Origin of the sequence: Sphingomonas sp. HITSZ_GF, assembly GCF_029543155.1 — a bacterium.
Classification (GTDB): Bacteria; Pseudomonadota; Alphaproteobacteria; order Sphingomonadales; family Sphingomonadaceae; genus Sphingomonas.
The window spans coordinates 318682-333328 of sequence record NZ_JARQXA010000005.1; the positions used below are offsets into that span (position 1 = coordinate 318682).

Here is a 14647-nt window from a genome sequence, read left to right on the forward strand (position 1 = left end):
ACGACCGACCGGTTTGCCGGGCTTCGGGCGCACCGCCCCGGAGATCGCGGCCGTGCGCCTGAACGCGGTGCGAACCAAGGAGACGATCATGCCCCATTCGCAGTCCCGCTTCGCCGCGCTGCTGCTGCCCGCTGCCCTGCTGATCGGCGGCGCCGCCCCGGCCCGGCCGACGCCCGACGCCTCGCCCTTTCTCGGCACCTGGGAGCTCGACCTGAGCCGGATGCCCGACAGCTATGGCCCGCCGCCCAAGCGCGTGACCTTCACCTTCAGGGATGTCGGCGCCGGCCAGTGGCGCACCGAGATCGACATCACTGCGCCCGACGACAGCGTGCGGCATTCGGCGGTCCAGTATCGCCGCGACGGCAGGATGGTGCCGGGCGAAGGCGATACCGGCGAGGCCGACAGCGCCGCATTCCTGTCGCCCGCGCCGAACGTGCTGGTGATGGGCCTGGCCAAGAACCGGACGCTGGGCGCGGTGCGCACCTATGTGATCTCGGCCGATGGCCGGGAGATGACCGAATCGGCGGCCAATGTCGACGAGACGGGCGCGCCCTTCGTCCGCAGCTTCCACTTCAGGCGGATTCGCTAGGCACCTGGGCCGGTCTCCAGGGCCTGGCATCCTCTCCGCCAGGTCCGGGAGATCGGCTCCCTTGTCTCCGCTGCACCTGCCCCCGGAAATGACAAAGCCAGCCAGGCGCTGGGCCCCGCTGGCTTGGAAGGTGGTGGACAGGGCTGGATTCGAACCAGCGTACGGGAAACCCGGGCAGATTTACAGTCTGCTGCCTTTAACCACTCGGCCACCTGTCCATGGCGCCGTTCGGCGAGAGGGGGCCCATTGCCGAAGCCGTGCACGCCTGTCAACGCCTTGCGCGCAGGCTTCGGCACGAATAGCGTCCGCCGCTTCCAAATATGCCAGTCCCCGGGGGGCCCCAATGCGCCGTCTTTCCTTCGTCATCGCCACGCTGCTCGCTGCCACCGCGACGGCGCCGCTCGCCATCGCCAAGGGGCCGGACGGCCCCACCGCGCCGGTCGACAAACTTGTCGACGAAGGCACCAACCACAGCGAAGTGATGCGCATCGCGCAATATCTGACCGACGTGATCGGCGCCCGGCTGACCAACTCGCCCCCGATGCGCCAGGCCGAGGACTGGACCCAGGCCAAGTTCCGCGAATGGGGCCTGGCCAACGTCCACAAGGAAGGCTTCGAGTTCGGCCGCGGCTGGAGCGCGAAGAATGCCAGCGTGAAGATGATCGCGCCGCGCCCGCTGACGCTGGTCGCCGCGCCGCTCGCCTGGACGCCGGGCACCAACGGCCCGATCACCGGCCAGATCGTGCTCGCGCCGATGGCCGACGAAGCCGCCTTCGCCCAGTACAAGGGCAAGCTCGCCGGCAAGATCGTGCTGATCACCGAGCCGACCGACCTTGCCGAGGCGACCGATCCCGACTTCCGCCGCTACAACGACGCCGACCTCGACAAGGCCGACAATTTCCAGATGGCCAACGGCCCCAATGCCGGGCCGCGCCGCCCGAACAGCGCCGCCCGCTTCACCCTGGCCGCCAAGCGCGACGCCTTCCTGAAGGCCGAGGGTGCGATCGCCTTTGCCACCATGTCGAGCCGCAACGGCAAGCTGGTGCACGGCCAGAACAGCCAGTTCCAGGTGGGCGCGACGCCGCCGCTGCCGGGCTTCGAGATCGCCGCCGAGGATTATCGCCGCCTCGCACGCCTCTCCAAGATGGGCCTGGCGCCGAGCCTGGAGCTCAACAGCGAGGTCAGCTTCGACGACAGCGACACCAAGGCCTACAACATCCTCGCCGACATCCCCGGCACCGACGCCAAGGCGGGGTACGTGATGGCCGGCGCGCACATGGACAGCTGGGCGATGGGCGACGGCGCGGCGGACAATGCCGCCGGCGTGTCGATGGTGATGGAGGCCGCGCGCATCATCAAGGCATCGGGCATCAAGACGAAGCGCAGCATCCGCTTCGCGCTATGGGCCGGCGAGGAGCAGGGGCTGCTCGGCTCGATGGCCTATGTCGAGAACCATGTCGCCAGCCGCCCGGTCGATCCTGGCCTGACCGGCATCGCCCGCTACATGGGCTGGAGCAAGGCCTTCCCGATCAAGCCGGGCGCCGACCATGCGAAGCTCGCCGCCTATTTCAACCTCGACAACGGCTCGGGCAAGATCCGCGGCATCTACACCCAGGGCAACACCCAGGTGGTGCCGATCTTCAAGGACTGGCTGGCGCCGTTCAACTCGTTCGGCGCGACCAAGGTGGGGACGGGCCGCACCGGCAGCACCGATCACGTGTTCTTCGACGCGGTGGGCGTCCCCGCCTTCCAGTTCATCCAGGACCCGCTCGACTATGGCTCGACCGTGCACCACACCGATGTCGACACGTTCGACCATCTGAAGTCCGAGGACATGCGCCAGGGCGCGATCATCCTCGCCGCCTTCCTGGTCAACGCCGCCAACGCCCCCGAGCCGCTGCCGCGCGTGCCGATGGCGACCGAGCCGAAGCCGTCGGATGAATTCTATGCGGCACCGGGAGCGCATTGATGGCCAAGCGTGGACACCGGCCGAGCCAGGCATCGTCGAACCGCCCGCGTTTCTACGGGCGGCACGCAGTGCTGGCGGCGCTCGCCAATCCCGAGCGCGTGGTGCGCAAGATCTGGGGCACGCACGAGGCGCTGGCAGGGCTCGACATCCCGTCCAGCATCCCGATCACCTATGCCAATGCCGCCGATCTCGGCCGGCTCGTCCCCGCCGACGCGCCGGCCCAGGGGCTGGTCGCCGAAGTCGATCCGCTCGAGGAGATCTGGCTGGGCGACCTGCTCGCGCAGGGTGCGGGCGACAACCGCCCGCTGATCGTGCTCGACCAGGTGACCGATCCGCACAATGTCGGCGCGATCCTGCGTTCGGCGGCGGCGTTCGACGCGCTGGGCATCGTCACGCAGGACCGGCACGCGCCGAGCGAGACGGGCACGCTCGCCCGCTCGGCGGCGGGGACGCTCGAAGTGGTGCCGTGGTGCCGGGTGGTGAACCTGGCGCGCGCGCTCGAGGAGATCGCCGAGGCAGGCTTCTGGCGGATCGGGCTGACCGGGCACGCCAAGGGCACGCTCGCCCAGGTGATGGCGGATCAGCAGAAGATCGCGCTGGTGCTCGGCGCCGAGGGCGAAGGCATGCGCCAGAACACCGAGGCGCATTGCGACGAGCTGGCCAAGCTGCCGATCTCGGACAAGGTGGAGAGCCTCAACGTCTCCAACGCCGCGGCGATCGCGCTGTACGCGGTGACGGCGCGGTGAACCTTCTCCCTCTCCCCTTTGGGGAGAGGGAGTTTAGTCCTCTTCGGCGATCGTCACGCGCAGGCCGTCGAGTTCGTCGGTGAACGGGATCTGGCAGGACAGGCGCGAGCTTGCGTCGCGATCGCCGGCGCTGTCGAGCAGATCGTCCTCGTCCATGCTCATCTTGGGCAGTTTGGCCGCAAATTCCGGGTCGACATGGACGTGGCAGGTCGCGCACGAGCAGCAGCCGCCGCACAAGGCGAGCAGCTCGTCAAAGCCGTTCTCGCGGATCACTTCCATCACGCTCAGGCCCGCCTCGCCCATGACCTCGCGCTCTTCTCCATCCCGGGTCACAACGATAAGCTTGGGCATGAGATTCTCCTGTTCCGGCCCTGTCCATGCCGCCGAAAACGGCGCTCCGCAAGGCGGGCAGCCATGGGCCTGACCGCCGATCAGCTCAAGGTATCGCTCGATGCGCTGGCGGCGCGCGAGCCGCTGATCGCTGCCGCGATCGGCCGGGTGGGCTATCCCCCGCCCCGCATCCGCGACCGCGGCTATGCGACGCTGCTGCGCACGATCATCGGCCAGCAGGTGAGCGTCGCCGCCGCGCAATCGATCTGGAACAAGATGGCGGCGCAGCTGGGCGACCTGGAGGACCCCGGCACGATCGACCGGGTGAGCGACGAGGACCTGCGCGCGGCCGGCCTGTCGCGGCAAAAGGCTGCCTATGCGCGCAGCCTGGCCGACGAGGTGACCAGCGGACGGCTCGACTTCGCGCGCCTGCCCGCGGACGACGAGGACGCGATCGCGGCGCTGACCCGGATCAAGGGCATCGGCCGCTGGTCCGCCGAAGTCTATCTGCTGTTCGCCGAAGGGCGACCCGACATCTGGCCGGCGGGCGACCTGGCGGTGCAGATCGAGGTCGGGCGGATCCTGGGGCATGCCGAGCGGCCGAGCGAGAAGCTGACGCGCGAGGTTGCCGAGGCCTGGCGCCCGCATCGGGGGGCGGCAGCGGTATTCGCCTGGCATCACTATAACAGCGAGATGGAAGTGATTTGAGCGCCGCCTAGCCCCTCCCCTTCAGGGGAGGGGTTGGGGTGGGGCCTATCCGCGGGCGATGGTCTCGGTGAGACACTGCCCCACCCCAAACCCCTCCCCCGAGGGGGAGGGGCTTCGGAGGATCAGGCCCCCAGCCCCACCGCGATCGCGCCTAGCGGGCCGGCCATCGTGCCGAGACCCGGCGCGCCCAGCCGCTTGTCCATGTCCGCCGCCCATTCGGCAAGCGCGCCATAGCCGCCCAGGCTTTCGACCAGCCGCGTCCGCAGCCTGGGGAAGAGATAGTCGCCGCGCGACGCCATCACGCCGCCGCCGATGGCGATGCGCTCGGGCGCGGCGGTGACGACGAGATTGTGGAGCATGCCGGCGAGGTCGTGGACGAAGAGGTCCCAGACCGGGCCCTTGTCGGGCAGCTGGTCGCCCGGCATGCCGAAGCGCTCGGCGAGCGCGGGGCCGGCGATCAACCCCTCGAGGCAGTCGCCATGGAAGGGGCACCAGCCGGGATAGCTATCGTCCGGGGCGCGCGGCAGGCGCATATGGCCGGCCTCGCCATGCGCCCAGCCCATCACCGGCCGCCCGCCGGTGACCAGACCGACGCCCACGCCGGTGCCGATGGTGATATAGGCATGCGCGGCCATGCCGCGGGCGGCGCCCCAGCGGCCCTCCGCCAGCGCGGCGCCCTCGACATCGGTCTGGAAGGCGGTGGGCTTGCCGTAGCGCGCGTCGAGCCGGCGGATGAGATCGGTGCCGCTCCAGCCCGGCTTGGTGGTCGCGGTGATCGAACCATAATCGGCGCGGGCGGGATCGAGGCCGACAGGGCCGAAGCTCGCCACGCCGATCGCATCGAAGCGCCAGCGATCGAGCGCCGCCTCGATCGCAGCGAGCGTCGTCGCCGGATCGGTGGTGGGGATGGTCACCCGGTCGCGCACGTCGTCGGGGCCGGTGGCGAGCAGCGCCACGCATTTGGTGCCGCCCAGCTCCACGCCGGCGATCAGCTTTTCCTGCGTCATCGCCGCCTGCGCTAGCCCGGTTCGCCCGGACAAAAAAGAGGGGCCGCCCAGGGGCAGCCCCATCCGGGGGAGGCGGTGTTGCGGCAGCGGCGGCCGGTTTGCGCCCCGGCCGCCACTCCCCCTTTGCCTTGGGGCGCCTAGAAGCGGCCCCGCAGCCCGATCATGACCTGGCGGCCAGGATCGTAGAGCGTGAAGGCAGCATTTTCGAACTGGAAGTAGCTGCGCTGCTGCGCCTTGGTGAGGTTGATCACGTCGAGGGTGAGCTGCGGCCCCCATTTCAGATCGAGCAGCTCGGCGAAGTCGACCGAGGCCGACAGATCGAACTGCTGATAGTCGTCCGAATAGAGCCGGGCGAGCGCGATGCCGTTCTGGTTGGCATCCGACGTGACCGAGCCGCGCTGGAAGGTGGTCGACAGGCGGATATTGATGCCGCCCTTCTCGTAATAGCCGGTGATGTTGTAGGTCACCGGCGAGACGCCCACCGCCACCGCCGGCGCCGCGCCCGAGCCGGTCTGGTCGATCAGCGTGAGGTTGGCGTTGAAGCCGAAGCCGTTGAGCCCGAGCTTGCCGAGCAGGAAGTCGAGCGGCTGCACCCAGTTCACTTCGAGGCCGTTGACCTTGAGCGTGCCGGTGGCGTTGACCTGCTGGCTGAGCACCACGGTGGCGCTGTTCGGGCCACCGCGCGAATTGATCGCCGCCTGCTGGGTGGGCGTCAGCGTGTCATAGGTCACGCCATAGGCCGCCAGCGCCGTGAAGGGCACCGTCGCCGTGCCGGTGGTGGTGAAGCCGGTCACTGCCTTGCGGAAGGCAGTGAAGCCGACATAGCCCTCGCGGCCGGTATAATATTCGAAGCCCAGATCGATGTTGGTCGAGAGATAGGGCTGAAGCGAGGGGTTGCCGACCGAGCCGACATCGGCGGAGGGCGTCGAGAAGTTGAGGCCCGGCAGCATCGTGTTCGGATTGGGCCGGGTCATCGTCCGCGAAACCGCAGCGCGGACCACCGCGGCTTCGCCGATATGGAAGGCACCGCTCGCCGAGGGCAGCCAGTTCTCGTACTTGCTGTTGGTGTAAACGAAGTTGACCAGATTGGGGTAGCAGCTGCCGTCACGCGGATTGCCCGTGCCCGGGCAGGCATTGGGCAGCGGGCCGGCGCCGTCCGGATCGATCGAGTTGCGCGGATCGGAGATCGACACGCGCCCGCCAATCGTCTGATCGGTGCGCACATAGCGGATGCCGGCATTGTAGTTGAGGTGGTTGCTGTCGCCGAGCTGGAGATCGCCATTCACCTCGCCATAGGCGCCGAGCACCTTTTCGCGGACATAGCCGCCGCTGGCGCCGGTGTTCGACGAGCCCGCCTCGGGCGCGGCATCGTGGAAGGCGTCATAGTTGGAAGCGGCGCGGAACGCGTCCCAGTTCACCGTGACGAATCCCGAGGAGGTGGGGGTCAGCAGGCCCGGGAGCTGCGCGTTCGAGATCAGCGAGCCGGCATAGGTGACCGGGCCGGTCGAGCCCGCGGTATAGCCGGTGCCATAGGCCGGATAGCTGGGATAGCCCGCCGGCGCCGCGCCGGGCTGGACCAGGCCGTTGCAGGGCGGCTGGGTGTTGGGCGACGGCACGAACACGCTCGGCCGGTTGCCGCACACTGCGTTCTGCCAGGCCTGGCTGTTGTCATAGGCGTTGATCGTGCGCGACGTATCGTCATAGGCGGCGCCGACCTTGAAGTTCAGCGTGCTGTCGCCCCAGGTGAGGTTGCCGCGCACGCCCTTGGTCTCGGTCTTGCGCTTCTCGTCCTGGATGTTCACGCGGCCGCCCGGCCAGGCGAAGTTGGCGGGGTTGTTGAGATCGATATTGGTCGTGATGTTCGGCACGTCGCCGGTGTTGTCATAGTTCACCACCACGCCCGCATTGGGAGCGGTGAGCACCACGACGCTGGGCGATTCGCGGTGGAAGCTCGACCAGGTGTAGTTCGCCGCGGCATCGAACTTCAGCTTGTCCGCGATCTCCCATTCGAGCCCGGGATTGACGCCCCAGAACTTGGTCTTCTCGATGAAGGGGCGATATTCGAGGAACCATTGGGCATTGGCATAGGTGCCCTTGGTAACCACGCAGCCGGTGGTGCAGTCCGCGCGGTCATAGGTGGTATTGAGCGGGATCGCGGCGCCGTTGCGGCCGACCCAGTTCATGTCGACGCGCTCGAGCTGGTTGTCCTTCCAGCCGAACATGCCGTCGACATAGGCGTGGAAGCTCTCGCCCTTGTATTCGAGGCTGGCAATCGCGTTGATCCGGTCCTTGGTGCCTTCCTCGAACATCTTGCGGCCGAGGCGCGGGATGATGCCGTTGTCGATCTGCGAGATGGTGGCGCCGGGATTGCGCGCGAGCAGGAAGGCCTGATCGATCGGGGTGCCGGTGATCAACCCCGCGCCCGCGCCGGCGGGGACGGTCGCCGGGATCGTCCAGTTGCCGCCACCGGTGGGGTTGCAGCCGGTCGCCGCGCCGCACTGGGCAGCGGAGAGGTTGGGGTTGGTCCAGCCGATCGTCTCGAAGCCGGTGGTGCGCACCTTGTTGTGCACGCCCGCGACGCCGAGCAGCACGCCGAAATCGCCCATGGTGGTGCTGGCGAGCAGCGAGCCGCGATAGCCCCAGTCCTTGGCATTGGTGTTCTTGGTGAGCTGCGCGCCATAGGTGACGTGCGTGCCCGCCTTGTCGAACGGGCGGGCGCTGCGCATGTTGACCGTGCCCGCCGCACCGCCTTCGAGCTGATCGGCGATACCGCTCTTGCTCACCGTCAGCGAGGTGAACAGCTCGGTCGGGAACATGTCGAGATCGACTTCGCGATTGGTGTTCTGCGAATCGGTGCGGCCGGTCGAGGCGACCGCCACCGGCGCGCCGTTGAGCAGCACGCGGGTGAAGTTGGTGCCGAGGCCGCGGATCGTGACGTTGAGGCCCTCGCCGGTCACTTCGCGAGCGATGGTGACGCCGGGAATGCGGTTGAAGCTCTCGGCGATGTTGGTGTCGGGGAACTTGCCGATGTCTTCGGCGAAGATCGAGTCGGTGAAGCCGACCGAGTTCTTCTTGGCGTTGGTCGAGCTCTGCAGCGAGGCGCGATAGCCCGTCACCACGATGCTCTGCTCTTCCTCGGGCACTTCCTGCCCTTGCACCGCCGGCGCGGTATCGGGGACGGTCTGGGTCGCGCCGGTCTGCGCGAGCGCGGGCCATGCGGCGCCGGCAAGCAGCGCCGCGCTGCAGATCGCCAGACGGCGGGCGTAGTTACGGGATGCCACTCGAGCGCGCATATTCCCCTCCTGATAGGCCTCTTCCGGGCCGGATTGCCGGCATCGCATTGCGCGATGTTAGCGGTCACATTTGGCTATGCTCGCGCTGCCGCGCTGTCAACTCATACATTTGAGCCGGAATAATTCCGCTCTTCCGCAATTACTTACCGCGCCACAGCAGGAATGTCGCCGCACCGCACCAATTTGTATGAGTTAAATGACACCGTTGCCATCGGCTCGACTCAGCCGAAAATTCGGTAGCGCGGCATTGCGGGTGGCCGGGCGCAACCACATCTGCCGGGTCTTCCCCTTCCCTCGCTCCCAAGAGGCACGCATGCGCTACAACCAGCTCGGCCGCTCCGGCCTGATCGTCTCCGAACTCTGCCTCGGCACCATGACCTTTGGCGGCGAGGGCGGCATGTGGGGGCGGATCGGCCAGCTCCAGCAGGACGAGGCCGATGCGCTGGTGAAGGCGGCGCTCGATGCGGGGATCAACTTCTTCGACACGGCCAATGTCTATGCCGAGGGGCGCTCGGAGCGGATCCTGGGCCAGGCGCTCAAGAATCTGGGCGTGGCGCGCGACGAAGTGGTGGTGGCCACCAAGGTGCTGGGGCGGATGCATGACGGGCCCAACGGCGCCGGCGCCTCGCGCGGGCATATCCTGGCGCAGGTCGGGAAGAGCCTGGAGCGGCTCGGCACCGACCATATCGACCTGTACCAGGTCCATGGCTTCGACGCGGCGACGCCGATCGAGGAGACGCTCTACGCGCTCGACAGCCTCGTGCGAAAAGGCACGGTGCGGTACATCGGCCTGTCCAACTGGGCGGCGTGGCAGCTGATGAAGGCGATCGGCATTGCCGCGGCCAAGGGGTATAGCGCGATCGCCTCGCTCCAGGCCTATTACACGATCGCCGGCCGCGACCTGGAGCGCGAGGTGATCCCGGCGATCCAGAGCGAAGGCGTCGGCCTGATGGTGTGGAGCCCGCTCGCCGGCGGCTTCCTCTCGGGCAAATATACGCGCGACGGCGACGGCGAAGGCCGCCGCGCCGCCTTCGACTTCCCGCCGGTCGACAAGGAACGCGGCTATGACGTGGTCGACGTGCTGCGCGAGCTGGCCGGGGCCAAGGGCCGATCGGTGGCGCAACTCGCGCTCGGCTGGCTGCTCCACCAGCGCGCGGTGTCCAGCGTGATCGTCGGCGCCAAGCGGCCCGAGCAGCTGGCGGACAATCTCGGCGCGGTCGAGGTGGAATTCAGCGCGGACGAGCTGGCGCGGCTCGATGCGGTGAGCCAGCTGCCGGCGGAATATCCGGGCTGGATGCTCGAACGCCAGGGCGGCTATCGCGCCGCGCCGTCGGAGCGGCGGTAAAGGAGCGTCATCCCGGCGAAAGCCGGGATCTCATACGGCTCTTTCGCAGCGCCATCGCCTTGAGACCCTGGCTTTCGCCGGGGTGACGGCCTTGTTCAGTCGAACACCACCGTCAGCGATTCCGCGAAGGGGCCGTTCTTGACCAGCCTGCCCGCTCCGCCCGATGCCCGGCGCACGTTGCGCTGGAGCAGCGGCTTGAGCATCCGGTGCAGCGTCGCGCGGTTGATGTGCCGCCCGAAGCATTGGTGCAGTTCGTAGCCGAAATGAATGTAGTCGCTCGCCGGGCGATGGGGATCGAAGCGGGCGGGATCGGTGATCCGGCGCGGGTCCATCATCGCCGAGGCGAAGGCGGCCAGCACCGTGTCGCCGGCCTTGACCGCGGCCTGATGCGCCGTCCCCGCCGCGATCACGCCGTCCGTCAGCACGTTGCGCGGCAGGCCGGGCGCGAGCGGATCGAAGCGCATCGCCTCGACCACATAGCCCCAGAGCAGGTCGTCATCCCCTGCCCGCGCCGCCGCCTGGGCGCCGGCGAGCGCCTGCGGGCGGCGAAGCAGCTGCTCCATCGCCTGCGGCACGACCATCGGCGGCTGGGGTGGCCCGCCGACGATGAAGCCCATCAGATTGGTACGGATCTCGACATCGGAAAAGCCGGGCACGCCCTTCTTCTGCAGCGCGAGGCAGCGCGACAGCACGTCGTCCTTGCCCGGTGCCGCCTTCCGCTTCGCAATCTCGGCATCGATATGCGCGCGCAGAGCGGGTGCGATCTGGTCGACCTCGGCACGCAGCGCCGGATCGCCCTTGGGATCGGCGAACTGGAACTCGAACAGCCGGGTGCCCCAGACGCGAAGATCGCCGCCGACCGGATCGGGCACGCCGAAATAATCGCCGAGCAGGCTGAAGGTGACGCGGCGCACCAGCGTGTCGACCACTTCCACGCGCCCGGGCGCCGCCGCGACGATCGCCGCGGCCATCGCCTCCGTCCGCCTGCCCAGTTCGGGTAGGTCGCCGGGGAGGACGACCATGCGCATCGCATCGGTGTCGCGGTGATAGAGCGGCGTGTCGCCCATGCCGAGGAAGAAGGGCTCGCCGCCCATGATCACGTCGAGCTTCGCCTTGTAGGGCGTGCCGAACACCGGATCGGTGGCGAACACCTGGCGGACGTCGTCATAGCGCGAGGTAAGCGTCATCCCGCCGAACTTCACCACCGGCTTCCAGCGGCGGAAAAAGGCGAAGGCATAGGGCATCAGCGCGAACACCCGCCCCTCGATCCAGCGGGCCAGCCCCTTCTTGCCGGGGCGCAGCACGTCGCGCGAGGTGAGCGCGCTCACAGCGAGGCCAGATACGTGAGCGCCGGCATGCTCGGCAGGAAGAAATATTCGCCGCCCGCCATCTGCACGAAGGTCTCGACGTCGATGATCCGGCGATAGGGCTGCTCGGGGATCGTCATGCTGCCCTTGGGGCCGATCAGCGGATCGGTCTCGTCATAGAGCACCGCGAAGTTCGGGTTGAGGATCCAGGTTTGCTGGACGAATTCGAACTGGCGGGTGATGTCGGTGTTGAGACAGACGAAAAGCAGGCCACGATCGACGTTATCGGGCGTTGGCGGCACGCTGATCGTCGCGCCGTACTTGCGGCCGCGGCGCAGGATGCGGTGGTTGTTCGCGGCATCGAGCAGGGTCTGCTTGTCCGCCTCGGTCGGCGCCAGCCCGTCGCGCGGATTGGCGCGGCGGACATGGCTGCCGAGCGGGCAACCCGCGCCGTGGCGGTCGCGGTCCCAGAAGCCGAAATCATTGTTCGCGACCGGGATCGTGCCGCCGAGCGGGCAGAGCAGATTGCCGTGGGTGTCGCGCCCCACCACGCGCTCGGCGAGCCAGGTGGTGGTGACGTGCGCCGAGCCTTCCGGATCACGCTCGCGCAGATGCGCCGCATTCGCCCGCATCGACTGCCAGAAGGCATAGACGTCCTGCTTGAGCTCGCGGACGACCATGTAGCTGCCGTTGAGGCCGAGATCCTTGAAGCCCACGCCCTTGGGATGCGCCGGCAGCCCGCTGGTGTCGCCGATGCCGTCGGCGATCACCGGCCCCTGCGCCACTTCATTGTGGCCGTTCATATGGCCCATCAGGATCTCGCCGAGCGGCACGCCGTTCCAGTAATCCTTGGGCACGTCGCTGCCGTCGCGGTGGACGACGGTGCCGGGCTCGAACGGGATCGGCTGCGAGATGCCGTCGGCAAAGCCGAAATGCTCGCGGGCGATGCCCTGCTTGTCGAGCCGCAGGTCGAGCGGCAGGCGGTGGACGACGTTCACCTCCAGCGGCGCGAGCTTGGCGCTCACTTCGGCGCACCAGGCCTCGGCCGCCTCGTCATGCTCGCAATAGAGCAGCAGCAGCGCATGGACGGTCACCGGCGTCTTCACCCGCGCCTCGCGGATTTCGTCGCGATCGTCGAAGGCGCGAACCTCGTCGTCCGAGGCAGCATCGTCGAGCGGGGTGTTGCCGCTCCATTTGGGGCCGCCCGGGATCACCGTGCCCTGCCATGCCTCGCCGCGGCGATCGCCCAGGCGGCGCAGGCGGTCTTCCTGGAACATGCCTTCCTTGAACGGGCGATCGAACGAGGCGAGCGCATTCTCGTTCAGCCCCATCTTCTGCAGGCCCGACCAGGTGAAGCCGAGCGCCACCGCGCGCGGATCGCGGCCATCGGCATCAGTGACCTTCGCCACTTCCGCCAGCGCCTGGAGCCAGGCGCCGCCGCCCTTCTTCTTCGCGCCCTTCCAGCCGAGCTCGAGGAACAGCGCGCGGCCGGTGGGCAGGTTGGCGAAGCCGCTGACCACCAGGCCCTGGGCCTGGGTGTTGGCGGGGGCGGAGAGATGCCAGCTCGGCGCGTTGGAGCCTTCGCTCACAGGTCCATGATCCACGCGGCGGCCTCCTTCTCGCTGAGCTGCTTTTTGCGGAGGCCGCAGGCGATGCGGTAATTCCGCTCGACCTGCTCCGCGGTGAGATCCTTGTAGGCGGAATACCAGAAGCGGCTGACCGCCATCGAATGGCGCGCCCATTCCTTGAACTGGCGGCCATGGCTGGCGCCGTCCTTCACCAGGAAGCGCGTCGGCGGGAAGCCCACCCCGCTGCTCCAGGCCAGCGTGAGGCCGGCATGCGCCTTCTCGATGAAATCATCGAGATAGCTTTCCCAGGTCTGGTCGAAGTTCGAGAAGAACATCAGCCGGCTGTCGTTGTTGACCCGCGCCCAATGGGCGAAATGGATCGTCCGCATCGAGCCGAGATAGCCGTTGCGCGCCGCCTTCTGCGCCCGCAGCAGCAGGTGCAGTCCGTGATGGCCGACGCGGATCAGGATCGCGCGCAGCACGCCCGGCTTGATCAGCACGATCGAGCCCATGTGGTTCTGCGGGATCCAGTCCTCGCGCCGCGCCATCTCGCGCAGCATCTTGGGATCGACCGGCGGCGCGTCCTGCGATGCGTCGCGCCGCTCGAGCCAGCGCAGCCAGACCAGGATACCCGCGACCGTCACCGCGATGCTGGCGCCGCTCCACGCAGCCCATACCGCCATGTCCCACCAGGCCGGCCAGAAGGGCTTGCGGCCGATCCACGACCAGACCGGCGCAGTGACGGTGGCGGCGATCGCGACATAGGCAGCGACGGCGATGGCGACGGGCACGAGCAGGTGCCGCAGGAAAAAGGCGAGGAAGCTGAACCGCGTCGGCGTCGCGGTGCCGGGCAGCGCCTTGCCCATCCGGTAGAGCAGCCCGGTGAACAGCGCGAACAGGGCGACGCACAGCGCGGCATACCATTGCCAGGCGAGCTGGCTCTTGAGGATCAGCCCGGGGATCGACAACGCGAAGACTACGAGCAGCACGAACCCGGCGAGCCGGGCATAGTCGCCGATGCTCTGGCTGAGCGGAATGCGGCCCGGCGCCTTCTGATCGAGCCAGCCGAACTGCGGCAGCAGCGCCGCGCGCAGCTTCGCATGGATCTGCACCGGATCGAGCTTGCGATAGGGGCTCGGCCCGCCATCGTTGCTGTGCGCCAGCTCGGTGCGCGTGCCGAGGAACAGCTTGCTCTCGTCGAGGATACGGTCGCGCGTCATGCCGCGATTGCCGTGGTGATAGACGGTGGGCGTGAGCGTGCGCGCTTCGAGATAGGGCGCGATCGGGGCGCGGCTGTCCGGCGCCGTCACCGAATCGTAGAGCGGGCCGCTATTGTCGAGCGGGCGCTTGCAGCAGCGCAGGAAAGCCCGCAGGTCCGGCCCGATCGCCGCTTCGAGCTGCGCCCAGAACGGGCCGGGCGCGCCATCGAAATTGGCTTCGATCACGAACAGCGGATCATAGTCGAAGCCGGGAAAGGCCGTGAGCGACATGAAGTGCACTGCGGGCACCGTCGTGAGGAAATCGGCGAACGGCCCGGTGCCGCCCGACGGATTCTGGCTGCGCCGATCGCGCAGTGCATCGAGCAGGCCCGAAAGATGGTCGAAGCTTTCGGGCTTCACCTCCAAGGCCACAGACAGCGTGGTTTGCCGCATCCCCATACGCCCCCTCAAACGTGGTGCCGTTTGTAGAGTCTGCATTTCGATGAAGGATAGGAAATTTTCGACTTCGCGCCGAAGTGGACGCAACGTTCACCTTCGTGACGAAATGTTAGCGCGAACAATAGGC

General features: G+C 68.0%; 11 protein-coding genes and 1 tRNA gene. 5 read left to right on the forward strand and 7 right to left on the reverse strand.

Annotated features, from left to right (window positions below):
• Positions 1–88 precede the first annotated feature (88 nt).
• Positions 89–589 (forward strand): hypothetical protein, encoded by a 501-nt coding sequence (locus P6144_RS15850; protein WP_277768768.1) that lies wholly within the window; start codon positions 89–91, stop codon positions 587–589.
• A 131-nt stretch (positions 590–720) separates the two neighbouring features.
• Here the strand turns inward: P6144_RS15850 and P6144_RS15855 are convergent.
• Positions 721–807 (reverse strand) — tRNA-Tyr (locus P6144_RS15855).
• Positions 808–932: 125 nt separating this feature from the next.
• Here P6144_RS15855 and P6144_RS15860 point away from each other — a divergent pair.
• Positions 933–2558, forward strand: coding sequence for a M20/M25/M40 family metallo-hydrolase (locus P6144_RS15860; protein ID WP_277768769.1), 1626 nt, complete (start codon positions 933–935; stop codon positions 2556–2558).
• The gene (gene rlmB, locus P6144_RS15865) at positions 2558–3304 is read left to right on the forward strand and encodes a 23S rRNA (guanosine(2251)-2'-O)-methyltransferase RlmB (protein WP_277768770.1); all 747 of its coding nucleotides are present in this window, start codon (positions 2558–2560) and stop codon (positions 3302–3304) included. Before P6144_RS15860 ends, rlmB begins: the two co-directional genes overlap by 1 nt.
• Before the next feature lie 33 nt (positions 3305–3337).
• Here rlmB and P6144_RS15870 read toward each other — a convergent pair whose 3' ends face one another.
• The gene (locus P6144_RS15870) at positions 3338–3655 is read right to left on the reverse strand and encodes a 2Fe-2S iron-sulfur cluster-binding protein (RefSeq protein ID WP_277768771.1); all 318 of its coding nucleotides are present in this window, start codon (positions 3653–3655) and stop codon (positions 3338–3340) included.
• Positions 3656–3718: 63 nt separating this feature from the next.
• Between P6144_RS15870 and P6144_RS15875 the strand changes: the two genes are divergently transcribed.
• Positions 3719–4342, forward strand: a complete 624-nt coding sequence (locus P6144_RS15875; protein ID WP_277768772.1) for a DNA-3-methyladenine glycosylase 2 family protein — start codon at positions 3719–3721, stop codon at positions 4340–4342.
• 122 nt (positions 4343–4464) lie between these two features.
• Here P6144_RS15875 and P6144_RS15880 read toward each other — a convergent pair whose 3' ends face one another.
• Complete coding sequence (locus P6144_RS15880; RefSeq protein WP_277768773.1) at positions 4465–5349, reverse strand: ROK family protein; 885 nt, start codon at positions 5347–5349, stop codon at positions 4465–4467.
• A gap of 137 nt (positions 5350–5486) precedes the next feature.
• Complete coding sequence (locus P6144_RS15885; RefSeq protein WP_277768774.1) at positions 5487–8642, reverse strand: TonB-dependent receptor; 3156 nt, start codon at positions 8640–8642, stop codon at positions 5487–5489.
• Between the two features lie 313 nt (positions 8643–8955).
• Between P6144_RS15885 and P6144_RS15890 the strand changes: the two genes are divergently transcribed.
• The gene (locus tag P6144_RS15890) at positions 8956–9987 is read left to right on the forward strand and encodes an aldo/keto reductase (RefSeq protein ID WP_277768775.1); all 1032 of its coding nucleotides are present in this window, start codon (positions 8956–8958) and stop codon (positions 9985–9987) included.
• Between the two features lie 95 nt (positions 9988–10082).
• Here P6144_RS15890 and P6144_RS15895 read toward each other — a convergent pair whose 3' ends face one another.
• Genes P6144_RS15895 through P6144_RS15905 form a run of 3 tightly spaced genes read right to left on the reverse strand, consistent with a single transcriptional unit; the run spans position 10083 to position 14481 of the window.
• The gene (locus tag P6144_RS15895) at positions 10083–11315 is read right to left on the reverse strand and encodes a cytochrome P450 (RefSeq protein WP_277768776.1); all 1233 of its coding nucleotides are present in this window, start codon (positions 11313–11315) and stop codon (positions 10083–10085) included.
• Positions 11312–12898, reverse strand: a complete 1587-nt coding sequence (locus P6144_RS15900; protein WP_277768777.1) for a hypothetical protein — start codon at positions 12896–12898, stop codon at positions 11312–11314. Before P6144_RS15900 ends, P6144_RS15895 begins: the two co-directional genes overlap by 4 nt.
• Positions 12880–14481, reverse strand: a complete 1602-nt coding sequence (locus P6144_RS15905; protein ID WP_277768778.1) for a hypothetical protein — start codon at positions 14479–14481, stop codon at positions 12880–12882. The genes P6144_RS15900 and P6144_RS15905 overlap by 19 nt, the downstream gene beginning before the upstream one ends.
• Positions 14482–14647: the final 166 nt, after the last annotated feature.